Below are 15,872 nucleotides of genomic sequence, written 5' to 3'. Positions count from 1 at the left end.
GGGACGGTTCCATTGAAAGTGTGTATCATCGGCTGCACGGGACACGCGTACTATACGATTAACGGATTGAAGACGCGCGGGAGCGGGGAGCTGGCCGGCATCGCGCCGGGCTCGCCGGGAGAGACGATCGGACCGTTGGCCCGCCTGGCCGCAAACTCCGGGCATAACCCAATCGAGTACGGGGATTATCGGGAAATGCTCGATCGGGAGAAGCCGGACATTGCCGTCGTCGCCTGTCATTTCGGCGATCACGCCAAAGTAGCGGCCGAAGCGCTTCATCTCGGCTGCCACGTCTTCGTCGAGAAGCCGGCAGCGACGACTTTTGCCGATTTGGAGCGGCTGAAGGAGGCGTACGCCCGATCGGGGAAACGGTTGTCGGCTATGCTGGCGTACCGGTATATACCCGCTTTTGAGGCGGCCAAGGCGGCTGTCGATCGGGGGGCCATCGGCCGCATCCGTCTGCTGCAAGCCCAGAAGTCGTACCGTTTGAACGAAAGAGGCGCACCGTATCGGAGCAGGGTGACCTACGGCGGGACGATCCCGTGGGTCGGCAGCCACGCGATCGACTGGCTGTACTGGTTCAGCCGGGAGCGGTTCGCTTCCGTATACGCCGCGCATTCGAGCGAGCACAACCGCGGGCACGGGGAGCTGGAGCTGACCGCGCAGTGCCTGTTCGTCATGACGGGCGACGTGTTCGGGACGGTCAGCATCGATTATTTGCGCCCGGACGGCGCCTCGGCCGCCAGCGACGATCGGCTGCGCATCGTCGGGACGAAAGGGACGATCGAGATCGGACCTCGGGGCGTGCTGGCGGACTTCGGGGACGGCGAAGGCGAACGGCCGCTTCCGCTTGCGCCAAGGCGGGACATGTTCGCCGAATTTATGGACCATATCGCGAATCCGGAAGCGCCGTACTCAATTTCGGCCGAAGATTCGTTTTACGTGACGGAAGCGTGCCTGCGGGCGAGACAGGCGGCGGACGATCGGGTCCTGATTCCGTTTTGAGACGTAACGATAGGGGGAGAGAGACATGGCCGCCGGAGGAGCGCTTACGGATGAACGGCTGCGGGAGAAGCTGCTTCGGCCCGATCCCGTATCGGGGGCCGAAGCTTTGCTTCGCTGCCTGCTGCTGGAAGGGACGGAATGCGTGTTCGGCTATCCGGGAGGAGCCGTCTTGTACGTGTACGACGCTTTTTACGATTTTGCGGGACTGCGTCATATGCTCGCCCGGCACGAGCAGGGGGCGATTCATGCGGCCGACGGCTATGCCCGGGCTTCCGGCAAGGTCGGCGTTTGCATCGCGACCTCCGGCCCCGGCGCGACCAATCTCGTCACGGGAATCGCGGCCGCTTACAAGGACGGGGTTCCTCTCGTCGTCGTGACGGGCAACGTCGCGTTGACGAGCCGGGGGACCGACGCTTTTCAGGAAGCGGACATCATCGGCATGACGCTGCCGATCACGAAGCACAGCTTTTACGTAACCCGTGCGGGCGATATTCCCGGCATCGTCCGCAAAGCGTTCCGGCTTGCCGTCAGCGGCCGGAAGGGCCCCGTCCTGATCGATCTGCCGAAAGACGTTTCGTCGCATCGAACGGTATTTCGCTACGGGGAGCAAGCGGGCTTGGCGGATTGGGAGATCAAGACGGAAAGAAGCGCAGATCGCTGGGAAACGGCGCGGCGAGTGCTGGCTTCCGCGAAAAGGCCGCTTCTCCTGGCAGGAGGAGGCGTCGTGCTGGGGGACGCCCACCGGGAGCTGCTCGCGCTCGTGGAGCAAACGGGGATGCCGGTCGCGACGACGGAGGCGGGTGCCGGCTCCGTTCCGGCGGACCGGGACTTGTCTTCGGGAAGCGGCGGTTCATACGGCCAATCCGCCTTCGACGACGCCGTGCGCCGTTGCGATGCTCTTGTCGTGGTCGGTGTAGGGCCCGACGAACGGTTCTGGCTCGAAGGAGAGCCGCCGCCGGCCGGAACGCCGATCGTCCATTGGGATACGGATTCCTCGGCATCCGTTCGAATGGGCCCTATCGCGTATCGCGGCTATGGGGAGCTGAGCAGGCTGCTGGCCGAAGCCGCCCGCGAGCTGCGGGATTGCCGCGTTCCGGACTGGCTGGGCCATCCGGCCGAGCCGAAGAGAGGACGCCCCGAACAGGCTTCCGAACACGACAAGCTGACGGCGGACTCGATCGTCGAGCTGCTGCGGGAGACGATTCCGGCGAACGCCATCGTGACGACGGAAGACGCGACGCTGCGAAGCCGAATCGCGCGGGCGGTTCCGTTGGGAAGTCCCCGCTCGGTCCTTTCTCCTTTCGGTGCGGACGTGAAGGGCTTCGGCCTTCCCGCCGCCATCGGTGCGCTGATGGCGTACCCGGATCGGCCGGTCGTCGCCGTATGCGACGATGCGGGCATGCAAATGTGCGCGCAGGAGATGGCCGTCTGCGCCATTCACCGCATTGCGATCAAAATGGTCGTGCTCAATCGGAACGGCCGGAAGGAACGGTCCAGTCCCGATTTCGTCAAGCTGGCGGAAGCTTATGGGGTAAAAGGCTTTCGAGCGTCGGACCGGCCGGAGGCGGCGGCCGCATGGAGACGGGCGCTTGAATGCGAAGGGCCCGCTCTGGTCGATTTTATACTAAGCGAGGGTCCGGAATGAACCAAAAGGGAATCGGCATTATCGGCTGCGGCGCGATATCGCGCGCGCATGTGAACGGCTACCGGGCGTTTCCGGAGCGGTGCGACGTAAGGGCGGTTTATGATGTGCGGCGGGAAAGCGCCGACGAGCTCGTTCGATGGATGGGCGGCGGCGTCGACGTCTGCGGCAGCATGCGGGAGCTGCTCGCGAGAGACGATATCGATATCGTCTCGGTATGCACGCCCCCGTTCGCCCATAAGGAGCCGGTGCTGGACGCGCTTCGGGCCGGCAAGCACGTGCTGTGCGAAAAACCGTTCGCGCCGTCGCTGGCGGATTGCGACGAAATGATCGGGGAAGCGGAAGCGCGCGGTCTCGCCTTGGGCGTTTCGCTGCAGGGGAGGTTCCGGCGGGATTACCGCCAGCTCAAGCATATGCTGGACAACCGCTTGTTGGGCGACATCCGGTTTGCCCAAATGAACGGGCTGTATTGGCGCGGCGAATCGTATTACGAGGCGGCGTGGAGAGGGACGTGGGAGAAGCAGAGCGGAGGCGTCATGATGAATCAGGCGATTCATCCGCTCGACATCTTCGTCTGGCTGCTTGGCGACGCGGAAAGCGTCCTTGCGGAGATGGACACGTTCGGCCGCGGCATCGAGGTGGAAGATTTCGCGGCGGCGACGATCCGGTTCCGCAGCGGGGCGCTCGGGCAAGTGACGTGTACGGCGAACTCGGTTCAAACGGAAGTGTCGTTGAAGCTGTCCGGGGCGACCAGAGCGGTCGGCATTCCGCTTTCCTTTCACGCGGTGAGGGAAGACGAACGCGGCCATATGGTGCCCGATGAGGAGGGCGTCCGCGAGCTGGCACGGATGGCGGACGAGATCGGGGACGGACCGAAGGGACATGCGGCCTGCATCGGCGATCTGCTCCGGGCAATCGAGGAAGGAAGCAGCCCGGATGTCGACGGTGCCGAGGCGCGAAGAGTGATTGAGGTCATTACGGCCCTATACAAATCGGCATCGACTGGCGAGCGCGTGAAGCTGCCAATCGGCAGGGACGACCCGTGGTATACGACGGACGGCATTCTTGCGCACGTTCGGCGCGGACGAAGGGGCGAGCCTGGAAGCCGTTAATCGTCGAAGACGCCAATCTCGAGGAGAACAGAGCGTTTCGCTGAATCGGCACGGCTGCCGACGGCGTGCGGAGAGCGGGGGCGCTCCCGCTTGTCGTCCCGTTCAACTTGGGCGAGGACGATGTCCGCCGTCGGTGCGAGGGAAGCGACGGCTTGCTCGTCACCGGCGGCCCGGACGTCGATCCTTCCCATTGAGCGCGACCGGCTGGAGCTACTGCGGTTCCGCGAGATTATGCGCGGCGTGAAAAGCGCGTCTTCGCCATTTGCCGCGGCCATCAAATTTTGAACGTCGTGTTCTGTGGTAATATAGAATTGGTGAAACAATAATGAACCCCTGCCGCCATATCTAGCGCACAGGGGTATATTTCGTTGCCCTAAACCAGCACCACGAGCATACGGATCAAAGCGAGAACCACGATCACCGCCAGCCCATATCCCAAGAACCGTCTGGCATTTTTTTTTGGAGTGAATACGGACTTGCCGGAGAAGAACATGACGGCCTTGATGATACCCAAGATGACCGCACCCGCCACGTATGCGATCACGGAGATTACGAAAAGACCACTCGTAACGTAATTCATTCTGTATCTTGCCCCTTTATGTAGTAGATTTGCCCTACTATTATAGCACCACATGCCCGCCAGGTTAATTCCCCAAAACCCCAAACGACTTTTATGCTTCGAAGGCGAAAGCCGTGCGAAATCACGACGGCATGCGCCGATATGGAGATGCGAACCGTGGTTTACCAAAACAATCCGAGTAACGAAGCTATCAGGAAACGCAATCGAAAATCCAACGGGCTTTTCGATCCATTCAAACCTCAAGAACCGGAAAAAGCTGAAAATTACGGCTCTATTATTTTTGTAAAAATAAGGGTACACTTGAGTTGAAAAAAGGTAAGGAGATGAAATCGACCATGAGAGAGTTTGTTGAAAACAAGGATCGGAAGGCAAACAGACTGATTATAGAAAAATCGCCGTACCTGCTGCAACACGCATTTAATCCGGTGAACTGGTTTCCTTGGGGAGAAGAAGCCTTCAACAAAGCGGCAAGGGAGAGTAAGCCGGTATTTTTGTCCATAGGCTATTCCTAGCTGGATGAAAGGTGCGGCTTACGTCAACCTGCCATTGGTGCCACGTCATGGAGCGCGAATCGTTCGAGGACGAAGAAGTCGCGGCTCTCTTGAACGAGCATTTCGTATCGGTCAAGGTGGATCGGGAGGAACGGCCCGACGTCGACCATCTGTACATGTCCGTCTGCCAGTCGATGACGGGACAAGGCGGCTGGCCGCTTACGGTCATATTGACGCCCGACAAGAAGCCGTTTTTCGCCGGGACGTATTTTCCGAAAACGCGCAAGTACGGCCGCTACGGCTTGATGGACCTGCTGCCGCAGCTGGCGGAAAAATGGCGCGACGAGCGCGACAAGATCGAAGAGATCGGCGAGCAAATCGTCGAAGAGACGAAGCGGCAGCTGCTGTCCAACCTCGACGGCGAGCTGAATGCGGAGTCGCTCGATCGCGCCTACAGGCAGTACGCGCAGCTGTACGACGAAACGTTCGGCGGCTTCGGCTCCGCGCCCAAGTTTCCGTCCGCCCACAATTTGTCGCTGCTGCTCCGTTACTATAAGCGGACGGGGGAAACGCGCGCGCTCGAAATGGTCGAACGGTCTCTCGACGGGATGTACCGCGGCGGGCTGTACGACCATATCGGCTTCGGCTTCGCCCGGTATTCGACCGACGACAAGTGGCTCGTCCCCCATTTCGAAAAAATGCTGTACGACAACGCGCTGCTCGCGATCGCCTATACGGAAGCGTACCAGGCGACGGAGAAGCCGCTGTACGCCGAAGTCGCGGAACATATTTTCGCTTACGTGCTGCGGGATATGACCGATCCGGAAGGCGGATTTTATTCCGCCGAAGACGCCGACTCCGAGGGGGTCGAAGGAAAGTTTTACGTCTGGAAGCCGGACGAAGTGGCGGAGGCGCTGGGCGTCGACGACGGCGAGCTGTTTTGCGAGCTGTACGACATTACGGAGGAAGGCAATTTCGAAGGGCACAGCATCCCGAATTTGATCGGCCAAGTGCCGGAAACGTTCGCGGTGCGAAAAGGGATGTCCGCCGCGGAGCTGAACGTCAAGCGAAAGGCGTGGAGGGAGAAGCTGTTCGCGTACCGGGAGAAGCGCGTACGGCCGCACAAGGACGACAAAATATTGACCTCGTGGAACGGGCTGATGATCGCGGCGCTGGCCAAAGGGGCGAAAGTTCTCGGTCACCCCGCCTATGCGGAAGCGGCCGCCAAGGCCGAATCGTTCCTATGGACGAAGCTTCGCCGGGAAGACGGACGGCTGCTGGCGCGATACCGGGACGGGGAAGCGGCGTTCCCCGGCTATGCGGACGATTATGCGTACCTGCTGTGGGGACTGATCGAGCTGTACGAGGCGACGTTCGAGCCGGACTATTTGCGCAAGGCTACGTCGCTGGCTCGCGACATGCTTCGTCTGTTCTGGGACGAGGAGCGGGGAGGGCTGTTCTTCTACGGGCAAGATGCGGAGCAGCTGCTCGCGCGGATGAAGGAAACGTACGACGGGGCGATGCCGTCCGGCAATTCGGTGGCGGCCTATAACTTGCAGCGTCTGGCCAAATACGTATACGACGCGGAGCTTGCGCAAAAAGCGGACGAACTGCTGCAGGCGTTCGCCGGCGCGGCCGAACGGTATCCGAGCGGACACGCGATGCTGCTGACGGCGCTCGACTTCGCCGTCTCGCCTCCGACGGAGATCGTCATCGCGGGAGATCCCGACCATCCGGTCGCGCGGCGGATGCTCGAGTCGGTCCGAAGCCGCTTCATGCCGAACGCCGTCGTCATCCTCGTCCCGAACGGGGAACGCGGCGATCGTGTGCGCGAGACGATTCCGCTCGTCCGGGACAAAGCGGCCATCGGCGGCCGTCCGACCGCGTACGTTTGCGAAAACTTCGCTTGTCTGTCGCCGACCGATGACCCGGAAGAGCTGGAGGAGCTGCTCGGCGAGTAATAAAAATGCGTCTTGTCCCGGAGGACAGACGCATTTTTATTACTTGGCTTTCCAAATCAACTCGCCTTTTTTGAACGGATCGCTAAAAATAAATTCCAACGATTTGGCGGTCTGCGGTACCTCGAAACCAACTTCACCCCGCAAACTGCGTCCGGCAGCGACCTTTCCGTCGAAGCTGCCTTTCGTTCCTTCAACGACAACATTTACATTGTATTTGAATCCGTCGCCGTCGATCATGGAAACTTGCATAAGCGAAGAAATCGAAGCCTCTTTATCGCCTTTATTTTCAACGGAGACATCTACGATCGCAAACGTCGACTTGCGACGTCGGGACGAAAGCGACGGGCTTGTTTCCGGTATGGAAGGACGACCGCATATAGAAAAAGACGCCTCGCCCAAGCGTCCGCACCATAAGCGAAGGGCGACCACGCCGGGTCGCCCTCCGTCTTGCTATTGCCGTTTCAGCTTCTTCGCGAGATCGTCCAGCGACAACCCGGCCAGCTCGCGGAAGCCGGCTTCCTCGAACGCGTACGTTTTGCCTTCCTCGACCGGGTAGACGCCCTGCCAGCCGCCGACGAGCGCGTAGTAGTCCGTTCCCTTCAGCTTCTTCAAAAAACAGACGTATTCGCCCTCGAACAACGGCCCGGGATAAGTCGAATTGAGCGGATGGGTTACGTCGGGGAGCGGCTCGATGCCGGTCGTGACGACCCGGAGCAGCCGTTCGGGCTTTCCTTTGAGCGTCGTCTTCACATGGAGCGTCTGGACGAAATTGACGAGCCGTCCGCCTCTCACTTTACGGCCCGTCTCCTGCTCGCGGTCGGCGCTGTCGAACCGGCCGAAGACGATTTCGTCGGCGGCTCGCTCCAGCGATTGGACCGAGGCGACGCGGTTCGGCTCGATGACCGATTTGGGCGGCGCGCTCTCCGGCGCGGCCAAGGCGGGTACGCTTTGACACCCCGCAAGCAGCAGGGCGAGCAAGGCGGTTCGGGCTCCTGACAAGATCATGTGGGTTATCCTCCTGCGATTGGATCATTCGTTCCATCCCCGAATAGCATTCGGTCAACGGCAGGAAAAATATTCGCAGAAGCGTCGCCCGGCCTCCCGAGCCTAGATGCGTTCGTGCAAATGCATTTCGAACAAAATGCCCACGATAACGTCTCCGCGGCGGTTCGTGATCTTCTTCAGGCCGAACGGCTTGAAGCCGAGCTTGTCGTAAAACAGCATCCCCCGCGTATTCGGGTGATGGCAAGTCAGTACGAGACGGGGGACGCGCAGCTCGTCGCGCGCCTTCGCGATCATCGTCTCGATCAGGAAGCGAGCCGCTCCCCGGCCCCGATGGTCGGGCGACACGATAACGTTGCCGAGCGAGCAATGGCTCCCTTCCGTATAGCCGTAAATGTTCGCATACCCCGCCACGGCTCCGGCGTCGTCGGTTACGACCGTAGGGAACAGCCGATCGCGGGCGTTCGCTTCCAGCTGTTCGGCCCTAAGGGGGTAATCGGCGGAAGGAAACATGAAGAACAGCTCGTCCTCGGATTGCGGAAAGGCGGCGACGATCGGAAAATCGTCTCGGGTCGCCGGTCGACAGACATACATGGGCAATACCTCCTCGGTTTATTCTACTAGCTCGATTATACAGCGATTCCGCATGGCGGGTACGCCATTGTTACGACAAGGTCCGGCCAAAAAAAAGCGACCGCACCGGCGCGATCGCTTCTCCGTTTCCTCACTTCTTCGGCAAAATGGCGTTCCAGACGTCCGTCGTCTCGAAGCCGAGCCTCCACATCGCCACACCCGCCAAGTCGTACTTCTTGGCGATCTCGACGCGCGCTTGGACCGTCTCCGCGGACTCCATCCAGAACACGTACTTGTACCCGGCTTCCTCGTACTCGACCTTGTATTGCTGGAACTGGGCGTCCCACGTCGAAACCGCCTTCTTCGCGGCGATGAGCGCCGGGATGTCCTTCATGTAGACGGCGCGGTTGCTTTCGAGCGCTCCCGTAGCCGCATTGATTTTCCATTCCCGGACGTAATACGGGATGCCCATCAGCAGCTTGTCCCGGGGAATGCCGTATTGGAGAAACTCTTTGACGCCCTCCTCGGCCCAAGACAGGCCGGATACCGAGCCGGGCTTCTCGCTTCCGGAATAATGCTGGTCATACGTCATCGTGATGACGTAATCGACGATGGCGCCGAGCTGCTCGTGATCGAACGCCGTCTGATGGTTCCACTTCACGCTGCCGCGAGGGAGGTCGACGGAGACGAGCAGCTGCTTCGCATGGGCCGCCTCGGTCAGCGAGCGGATGAATGCCGTGAAGGCGGCGCGGTCTTTGCCCGACAAATTTTCGAAGTCGATGTTCAGCCCGTCGACGCCGAGGGCGCTCGCCTTGCCCACGAGCGATTGGATGAACGTCGTCTGCGCGGCCGGGTTGGCGAGAAACTGCGTCGTAAGCGCCGAATCGAATTGGTTGTTCACGAGCGGATGAACGGCGTAGCCTTGGCTTTTGAGCCAGGCGACCGATTCCTTGCTCGACATGTCCTTCAAGTTGCCGGAGGCGTCCGCCAGCTGGAACCAGGTCGGGGAGTCGATGTCGAGGCCGACGGTCGTCTGCGCCTGCTTCTTGATCGTGTCGGCCGCCGACGAACCGTTCCAGCCCCAGAACAGCAGCTTGCGCGAATTGTTCCAGATCCGCTCGCCGTGGTACGTGCGGATGGAAATGTTTTTGTACCACTGCGCATATTGCAGCGCCTCGGCGATCGTCTTGAATTCCGCGACCGGCTCATTGCTTTGATACACTTGGTAATAAGGGTAATTATTCCATATTTCTTTGCCGTCGAGCTTGATGGCGATATGTAAAAACCATTGCGCATAAGCGATCGCTTCGTCGATGCCGACGAATTCGTTGATCAACGTGTCGTTCTGATACACTTTATACCGTTTTTCGTTGGCGTACACCGTTTTGCCGCCGTTCGACGAGTCGACGACAATCGAGTTGGACCATTTCAACGCTTCGTTGACGGCGTCCTCCAAATAGGCGAACGACCAGCCGTCCTGCGTGGTTCCGTTCTGGTACACGTTGTAAATGCGTTCGCCTTGCCGGCGCTGTTCTTTTTCCGCCACCGGAATGTTGTCCCAGACCCACCGGTTCGTAGACAGGTCGATGACGTGGGCGTTCAAATAATAAGCCGCTTCGGCAATCGCGTCCTTCAGCTCCGCGAACTCCCACCGGTCGAGCGTGATGTCTCCTTGATAGAGCCGGTATTTCGGGTAATTGTTCCATACCCACCCGGTCGACTGCATGTCCCGGATGGCGGCATGCCCGTAGTAGCGGCCGACCGCCTTCGCCTCCTCGAGCGTATCGAACTCCCAATCCGGCAGCGATACGTCGTATTGATACAGCTTGAAGCGGGGGAAGTTGTTCCATACCCACTGCCGGGTGCCGATATCTTCGACGTAGCTGTCCTCGTACCATTGCGCGCGGGCGATCGCCTGCTTCAGGTCGGAAAACTCGGCGACCGCCGTTTCGTTCTGGTAGACGCGGTACTTCGTCGTTTTGTTCGCGGCGGCATAGGCGGCAGCCGGCGCGGTCAGCAGCGTCGCCGAGACGAGCAGCGCGGCGATCCATTTCGTCCCTTTCATCTCTCAACCTCTTTCTGAGCGGAAGTCTCGCATACTATCAGACGACGGTTTCGGCAAATAGTTGCGAGAGTCGAGAAACGAAGCGGAGAGAACCGGCGCCGCGCCGCAAAAAAGAGGTTGAGGGAGACCGGATAGGCGAGTATAGTAATAAACATTCAAAGAAATGAATATTTATTCAAATCTAACAGTGAAAAAGGAAGGGGGCCGACAAATGAATGTGCTGGATATAAGCGATCTTTCCGAGGATTTCGTAACGGATCTGTTCGAGACGGCCGACCGGCTGAGTAGCGGGAGAAAGGAGCGGGAGCTCGCCGGTAAAACGTTCGTTCTGTTCTTCCCCGCGTCGAGCTTGAGGACGAGAACGACGTTCGAGAAGGGCATCCGGGAGCTGGGAGGAGATTGCGTGCTGTTTCCTCCGGAAACGCTGGAGAAGAGGGAGAAGCCCGGCGACGCGCTCGCGTACTTGGCGAATTGGGCCGACGGCGTCGTCGTCCGGCATCCCGATCACGCGATCGTGGAGGAGCTGGCGTGCGGCGCTCCGATTCCGGTCATCAATGCGATGACGTCGCAAAGCCATCCTTGCGAAATATTGTCCGATCTGTACGCGATCCGCCGCTTGCGGCCCGATTACCGGGAGCTCGTCTACACGTTTATCGGCCCGGCCGGCAATATCGCCCGATCGTGGGCGAGTGCCGCGAAAGTGTTGAATCTCCGGTTCATTCATGTTTGCGAGCGCGGAAACGAGCTGAGGGGGAACGATCGCAATTACGCGTTCCGCACGGAGCTGGAGGACGCTTTGGCGGAGAGCGACGTCGTGCTCACCGATTCGCTTCCGGAAGCGTACCGCACGCCCGAATACGTCGCCAACTATCAAGTGACGCTGGAACGGATGAAGGCGGCGAAGCGAGGGGCGATTTTGAACCCGTGCCCGCCGTTTTTCCGGGGAGAGGAGGTGTCGGCGGACGCGATCGATTCGGATCGCTTCGTCGGCTATTCGTTCAAGAGCCATTTGCTCGTCGTGCAGCAAGCGATCGTGCTGACCTGCCTCGGCCTGCAATGACGCCGACGGCAAACGCGAAAAACGCACGCCACCGGGGCGTGCGTTTCCGTCATCGGACGGTTGCGGTCATACCGAGAAGCTGTATTTGATGCCCGTACCGGTGCCCCCCGCGTGCTCGCAGCCTGCGTCCGGCCATCCGGACGGGTGGACGACGTCGACAACGGCTTTGATCCGCGTCGAGGCGAAGTCGAAGGAAGGAAGCTCGTCGAGTGTCACCCGTTCGGTCAAAATCGATTCGAAAATGCCGGGGTACGCCCGTTCCATCCGCTGAAGCCGGTAAATCGCCGTCTCGAAATGTTTGCGCGAGGCGTTCACCGAGCCGATGACGCATTTGTTCTCGAGCACGAGTTCGCGGCTCAACAGATCGGCCCCGATCCGGATTTCCCTCGAGCCCGGCGTGACGCCGAGCAGCGCCAGGACGCCGTTCGGCCCGAGCGTCTCGATCGCCTCGAAGGCGAGCGGGCTGTAGCCCGTACATTCGATGATGAGGTCGATGCGTCTTCCCGTCGAGCGGACGAACGACGTCAGCGTATCGGACGGGTCGTCCGAAGCCGGGCGGTAGGACGCGCCGATCCGGCGGACGAGCTGCGCCGGCAAGCTGTCGTTCGGCGACTTTGACCAGACGAACGTCTCGAGGCCGAGCGTCCGGCACGTCAGGGCGGCGAGCAGACCGAGCGGGCCGGAGCCGAGCACGAGCGCCGTTTTCGGCTCCCAGACGAGCCGCTGCTGAATGTGCTGCGCCTCGTCCCATACTTTCTCGACGATGCTCTGAGGCTCGACGAGCATGCCGTACGGCGCGCATTCGGGCGGGATTTTGACCAAGTAGCGGGCGTCTTCCTTGTAGGCTTCGCACAGGAAGCCGTTCGCGCCCTTGATGCCTCGCTCCGTATAATGGCCGCTTTCGCAGTAATCGGCCCGGCCGTTGCGGCAGTTGACGCACGTCGGATCGTGGCACGGCCGGCGAACGAGGGCGGTGACCAGATCGCCGGGGGCGAGCCCGGACTCCGCGCCGGCTTCCAATACGACTCCTAGCGATTCGTGTCCGATAATCAAATCCGTCTCGCCTTCCGGCGGTTCGCCGTATCCGTGCTGCAAAATTTCCCGGTCCGTCCCGTCGAGCCCGACGGCGAGCACCCGGACAAGCGCTTCGCCGGGATGGCCGAGCTTCGGCTCCGGCACGTCGGTCAGCGCAAGCTCCGGCTTCGTTTTGACTTGTTTCGCGACAATCGCCTTCATGGGGCTTCGCCTCCCGTTCCCGACGTGACGAGCAGCTCCCGGTCGCTCTTCGTCCGCTCCGACTCCTTGTACCCGCCGCCGCCCCGCAGCGCGGTCCGTTTCGCGTCGTACTCCTGGAGCACCTTGATGAACGAGGCGTGGGACCAAGTCAACGGTGAAACGGAAAGGGGAGCTCCCGTATACGGATCGATCTGCTCGGCCATGATGCCGGTCGGCAGCGCCCGTCGGCGCGCCCAGCGGATCAGCTCGAGCGGCTCGTTCAGCTCGTCCTCCGTCTTGGCCCGGGCGATGAGCCACTCCGCATACCATAGCGTGCAGATGAACCATGGGTTGCCCGGCACGTTCGCGATATCCCGGCTCACCTGGTGGTAATAGTCGTTCTCGTAACGGGCCATGCCGCCGATGTCGGTGCGCACCCACAGCTTCTCCTTCATCTCCCGCATCGTTCGTTCGATGCGCGGATCGTCCGCGGCGAACAGCTCGAAGTCGAACAGGGCGTACATGCTCGCATCGATCGCATAGTCGCGCTCGTACGACCGGGTGTCCGCGTTCCAATACAAGGCCCGGACGAACCGCTGCCGGTCGCCGCAATACATTTGCGCTTCGACGGCTTCCTTCATCTTGCCTGCGGCGTCCCGGTACAGCTCGCGGCGAAGCCGGTCGCCGTGCGTGTCGGCAAAGTCGGCGGCGGCGAGCAGGCCGGCGTATACGGTGGAGACGGTAAACGCCAGCACGCCGTATCGCTCCTCCCATAAATCGTAGGAAGGGAGCGGCAAGCCCGATGCGTCGCGGTATTGCAGCAGGAAGCTCGCCGCGGGTACGACGAGCTTGTCGTAATCGTCGCGCGAATCGGCCGTCGTCCCCGCCAACCGGTGATGGTGCCACAGCGCGAATACGACGAGCGCCGTCTCGTCCTCCTGGATCGGAAACTGCTTCTCTCCGGCCGCATTGACCCACGGGTGCCAGCTGGAGCCGGCGGATCCGTCCGCATTGTACTTGTGCATGAGGAACCCTTCGGTCGAAAGCGAGCTGATGCAAAAATCAAAAAATTTGCGCGAATACCGGTGAAACCCGGCGCGGTCGAGCGAATGCGCGATCAAGGCGCCGTCGCGCGGCCACATGTACGAGTACGTGTCTTTGGCGAACTTCAAAATGTCCGAATCGTTCGCGGCCATGACGGCTCCCCGGTTGTCGAAGTTGGTTCGCAGCACGAGCAGGCTCGTCTTGTACAAGGAGACGAGGTCCGGTTCGATTTGCTCGAACGTATGCTTGTCGCCGGCGATCCACCCCCGCCAGTAGTCGTACGTCCGCTTGAACAGGGCGACGGGCGAGGCGCTCCGCACCTCGGCCTCCAGCCGGACGATATCCTTCACGCTTGTTCCGAAGCAGAGCCAAAACCAGCCGTTCGCCTCGCCGTTCGCGGGCACCTTCAGGACAAGCTCGGCCACGCCGTCGATCGCCCCCTGCGAGATCGGGTTGCCGCCGAGCGCCCCGTCTTCGGCGTCCCGCCATGTGCCTTCCAGGCCGCGAATTCCTTTTTGTCCCGCCGCGTATCCGGACAATCCCGTTTCGCCGGCGTCGTCTTGGCGGCCCGAAAGCGAGATGTAGCGGGCGCCCTTGTAGAACACCAACGACTTCAAGTCCGGATCGTAGTAGACGGTATCCCCGAACGCCGAACCGTATAGGTTCAGGTTGAGATGAAAATAGAGCTTGACCGTCCGCTCGCGGTTTTGCCGGTTGCGCACCGTCAGCTTGCGGAACATCGCGTCGCTCTCCGAATCGACGCCGTCCTGGATGCGCAGCGAAAGGCCGAGCCCGGCATGCTCGCACTCGACGTTCGTAATGAGCGTGTCGTCCCAATACGACTTGGTCTGGGCGAAGGCGGGATCGTCCAGCCATTGAAAGCGATCGTCGCAATAAACGCCGAAGCGGGAGACGAGCTCGGGCGAATGGTTTTCCAAGCCGACGTAAGGGTAGTAGATGTCGCGGATCCGATAGCCGCTGTCGAAATTGATATGGATGTTGCCGTTGCCGATCGGTAAATCGCGTGCCATCCGGCATGTCGCCTCCTTTTTCCGGTTGCTAAGGTTACTGTTCCCAACCGGGTCTTGTTCATGCATGCGGACGGACGCTGCCGGCGAGCGCGGCAAAAAAAAGAACGTCCCGGATCATGCCTTCCGGAACGTTCTTCTTGCAGAGGAGCCGCTTGTCGGCTTACTCTTTGACAACGCAAAACATTTCGTCTTCCACATCGAGCTCCAAATCGCTTCGGAAGACGCGGCGGTTGTACGTGTTCAGCACATACCGCTCGATCGCCTCCAGCATGTTCGCCTCGACCAAATATTGCGAGCGTCCGTCGATCACGACTTCCGCGGAGAACCCGAGATTTTCGTCCCACTCGAGCTGGACGTTGACCTGCGTCGGCTGAACGCCTTTGCGCTCCGCCATATGGACGCAAATCGCGTTGATGATTTCTTGTTCGTTCAGTATCATTCTTGGAATCTCTTCTTCATCTTATTGCGGTCGCGGAAGTAGACGTAGATGGAGCGGACGAGCACGATTACGAGGAAGATCGCCATCACGTTCACGAGCAGACCGAGCAGATTGCCGAAGAAGCCCATACCGCCGAACAGACCGCCGAACAGCATGCCGGCCAAGCCGCCGAGCATCAAGCCTTTCATGAAACCGCCGCCGCCGCCGAGAAATCCGCCGGTTTTCGTACCCGCCGTAGCCGGCGTCGACGTATTCGACGTCGTCTTGCCCGGATCGGTTTTCGACACGCCGTCATTCGGGGTCGTCGGCGAATAGCTCTTGCTGCCGGACTTATAACCGCCGGATTTCGGCTTCGCGTCCGCTTGCTCCGGCGAGCTGAAAGCGACGACGACCAGGCAAGCCATCAGTACCAGCATCCATTTTTTCATTCCCATTACCCTCCTGTTAGTGCCTATAAAATTTGCCTTACGTCTTGTTCTACGAATAGCCTCGACAACGGTTTCACTTTTTATAAGAAAATTTCAACCTGAATTTCGAAAGCGCATAAGAATGCGGTGGCGATCATCCAGGAGCGGATCAACAACTGTGAATAAGTGGGAGTGGGACCAGCGAAATTTTGAAACCAATATCCACATGGGGATAACTCCCCCCT

At 60.4% G+C, this 15,872-nt stretch carries 15 protein-coding genes and 1 pseudogene; 7 read left to right on the top strand and 9 right to left on the bottom strand.

Annotated features, from left to right (window positions below; genetic code table 11):
- Positions 1-18 precede the first annotated feature (18 nt).
- From DLM86_RS09645 to DLM86_RS33180, 4 genes and pseudogenes are all read left to right on the top strand, one after another.
- The gene (locus DLM86_RS09645; RefSeq protein ID WP_245954527.1) at positions 19-1,005 is read left to right on the top strand and encodes a Gfo/Idh/MocA family protein; all 987 of its coding nucleotides are present in this window, start codon (positions 19-21) and stop codon (positions 1,003-1,005) included.
- A gap of 25 nt (positions 1,006-1,030) precedes the next feature.
- Positions 1,031-2,650: a thiamine pyrophosphate-binding protein gene (locus DLM86_RS09640; RefSeq protein ID WP_110839803.1), complete on the top strand. Its 1,620-nt coding sequence runs from the start codon at positions 1,031-1,033 to the stop codon at positions 2,648-2,650.
- Positions 2,647-3,759, top strand: a complete 1,113-nt coding sequence (locus tag DLM86_RS09635) for a Gfo/Idh/MocA family protein (RefSeq protein ID WP_158289413.1) — start codon at positions 2,647-2,649, stop codon at positions 3,757-3,759. Before DLM86_RS09640 ends, DLM86_RS09635 begins: the two co-directional genes overlap by 4 nt.
- Before the next feature lie 65 nt (positions 3,760-3,824).
- Positions 3,825-4,085 (top strand): annotated as a pseudogene (locus DLM86_RS33180) (gamma-glutamyl-gamma-aminobutyrate hydrolase family protein).
- Positions 4,086-4,132: 47 nt separating this feature from the next.
- Here DLM86_RS33180 and DLM86_RS09620 read toward each other — a convergent pair.
- On the bottom strand, positions 4,133-4,339 hold the full coding sequence (locus tag DLM86_RS09620; RefSeq protein WP_110839800.1) for a hypothetical protein: 207 nt from the start codon (positions 4,337-4,339) through the stop codon (positions 4,133-4,135).
- Positions 4,340-4,674: 335 nt separating this feature from the next.
- Between DLM86_RS09620 and DLM86_RS33080 the strand changes: the two genes are divergently transcribed.
- Both DLM86_RS33080 and DLM86_RS09615 read left to right on the top strand, forming a co-directional pair.
- A complete protein-coding gene (locus tag DLM86_RS33080; RefSeq protein ID WP_342773068.1) occupies positions 4,675-4,851 on the top strand; it encodes a DUF255 domain-containing protein in 177 nt (58 codons plus the stop codon).
- A 47-nt stretch (positions 4,852-4,898) separates the two neighbouring features.
- Complete coding sequence (locus tag DLM86_RS09615; RefSeq protein ID WP_342773067.1) at positions 4,899-6,791, top strand: thioredoxin domain-containing protein; 1,893 nt, start codon at positions 4,899-4,901, stop codon at positions 6,789-6,791.
- Between the two features lie 39 nt (positions 6,792-6,830).
- Here DLM86_RS09615 and DLM86_RS09610 read toward each other — a convergent pair whose 3' ends face one another.
- The 4 genes from DLM86_RS09610 to DLM86_RS09595 form a co-directional block, all read right to left on the bottom strand.
- Entirely contained in the window at positions 6,831-7,220 is a 390-nt protein-coding gene (locus DLM86_RS09610; protein ID WP_110839799.1) for a DUF4352 domain-containing protein, read from the bottom strand.
- Between the two features lie 21 nt (positions 7,221-7,241).
- A complete protein-coding gene (locus DLM86_RS09605) occupies positions 7,242-7,796 on the bottom strand; it encodes a hypothetical protein (protein WP_146250188.1) in 555 nt (184 codons plus the stop codon).
- A gap of 102 nt (positions 7,797-7,898) precedes the next feature.
- Positions 7,899-8,387 (bottom strand): GNAT family N-acetyltransferase, encoded by a 489-nt coding sequence (locus DLM86_RS09600; protein WP_110839797.1) that lies wholly within the window; start codon positions 8,385-8,387, stop codon positions 7,899-7,901.
- A gap of 130 nt (positions 8,388-8,517) precedes the next feature.
- Complete coding sequence (locus tag DLM86_RS09595) at positions 8,518-10,431, bottom strand: glycosyl hydrolase family 18 protein (RefSeq protein WP_110839796.1); 1,914 nt, start codon at positions 10,429-10,431, stop codon at positions 8,518-8,520.
- Between the two features lie 211 nt (positions 10,432-10,642).
- Between DLM86_RS09595 and DLM86_RS09590 the strand changes: the two genes are divergently transcribed.
- Positions 10,643-11,491, top strand: coding sequence for an ornithine carbamoyltransferase (locus tag DLM86_RS09590; RefSeq protein ID WP_110839795.1), 849 nt, complete (start codon positions 10,643-10,645; stop codon positions 11,489-11,491).
- 66 nt (positions 11,492-11,557) lie between these two features.
- Here the strand turns inward: DLM86_RS09590 and DLM86_RS09585 are convergent, their stop codons facing one another.
- The 4 genes from DLM86_RS09585 to DLM86_RS09570 all read right to left on the bottom strand — a co-directional run bounded on the left by DLM86_RS09585 (position 11,558) and on the right by DLM86_RS09570 (position 15,648).
- Positions 11,558-12,727, bottom strand: coding sequence for a glucose 1-dehydrogenase (locus DLM86_RS09585; protein WP_110839794.1), 1,170 nt, complete (start codon positions 12,725-12,727; stop codon positions 11,558-11,560).
- Complete coding sequence (locus tag DLM86_RS09580; RefSeq protein ID WP_110839793.1) at positions 12,724-14,781, bottom strand: glycoside hydrolase family 15 protein; 2,058 nt, start codon at positions 14,779-14,781, stop codon at positions 12,724-12,726. The genes DLM86_RS09585 and DLM86_RS09580 overlap by 4 nt, the downstream gene beginning before the upstream one ends.
- A 160-nt stretch (positions 14,782-14,941) precedes the next feature.
- Positions 14,942-15,220, bottom strand: coding sequence for a YxcD family protein (locus DLM86_RS09575; protein WP_110839792.1), 279 nt, complete (start codon positions 15,218-15,220; stop codon positions 14,942-14,944).
- Positions 15,217-15,648, bottom strand: coding sequence for a hypothetical protein (locus tag DLM86_RS09570; protein WP_110839791.1), 432 nt, complete (start codon positions 15,646-15,648; stop codon positions 15,217-15,219). The genes DLM86_RS09575 and DLM86_RS09570 overlap by 4 nt, the downstream gene beginning before the upstream one ends.
- Positions 15,649-15,872 lie beyond the last annotated feature (224 nt).

The organism is Paenibacillus flagellatus (assembly GCF_003217775.1).
Lineage (GTDB): Bacteria > Bacillota > Bacilli > Paenibacillales > NBRC-103111 > Paenibacillus_AB > Paenibacillus_AB flagellatus.
Note: the sequence above shows the minus strand (reverse complement) of the source record. Positions and strands in the feature narration are given on the sequence as shown.

Bases quoted from the DNA above. Each gene is read 5' to 3' on its own strand.
- DLM86_RS09600 (WP_110839797.1), bottom strand. From the start codon at position 8,387: ATGTATGTCTGTCGACCGGCGACCCGAGACGATTTTCCGATCGTCGCC.
- DLM86_RS09615 (WP_342773067.1), top strand. From the start codon at position 4,899: ATGGAGCGCGAATCGTTCGAGGACGAAGAAGTCGCGGCTCTCTTGAAC.
- DLM86_RS09585 (WP_110839794.1), bottom strand. From the start codon at position 12,727: ATGAAGGCGATTGTCGCGAAACAAGTCAAAACGAAGCCGGAGCTTGCG.
- DLM86_RS09595 (WP_110839796.1), bottom strand. From the start codon at position 10,431: ATGAAAGGGACGAAATGGATCGCCGCGCTGCTCGTCTCGGCGACGCTG.
- DLM86_RS09605 (WP_146250188.1), bottom strand. From the start codon at position 7,796: ATGATCTTGTCAGGAGCCCGAACCGCCTTGCTCGCCCTGCTGCTTGCG.
- DLM86_RS33080 (WP_342773068.1), top strand. From the start codon at position 4,675: ATGAGAGAGTTTGTTGAAAACAAGGATCGGAAGGCAAACAGACTGATT.
- DLM86_RS09570 (WP_110839791.1), bottom strand. From the start codon at position 15,648: ATGAAAAAATGGATGCTGGTACTGATGGCTTGCCTGGTCGTCGTCGCT.
- DLM86_RS09580 (WP_110839793.1), bottom strand. From the start codon at position 14,781: ATGGCACGCGATTTACCGATCGGCAACGGCAACATCCATATCAATTTC.
- DLM86_RS09575 (WP_110839792.1), bottom strand. From the start codon at position 15,220: ATGATACTGAACGAACAAGAAATCATCAACGCGATTTGCGTCCATATG.
- DLM86_RS09640 (WP_110839803.1), top strand. From the start codon at position 1,031: ATGGCCGCCGGAGGAGCGCTTACGGATGAACGGCTGCGGGAGAAGCTG.
- DLM86_RS09590 (WP_110839795.1), top strand. From the start codon at position 10,643: ATGAATGTGCTGGATATAAGCGATCTTTCCGAGGATTTCGTAACGGAT.
- DLM86_RS09620 (WP_110839800.1), bottom strand. From the start codon at position 4,339: ATGAATTACGTTACGAGTGGTCTTTTCGTAATCTCCGTGATCGCATAC.
- DLM86_RS09635 (WP_158289413.1), top strand. From the start codon at position 2,647: ATGAACCAAAAGGGAATCGGCATTATCGGCTGCGGCGCGATATCGCGC.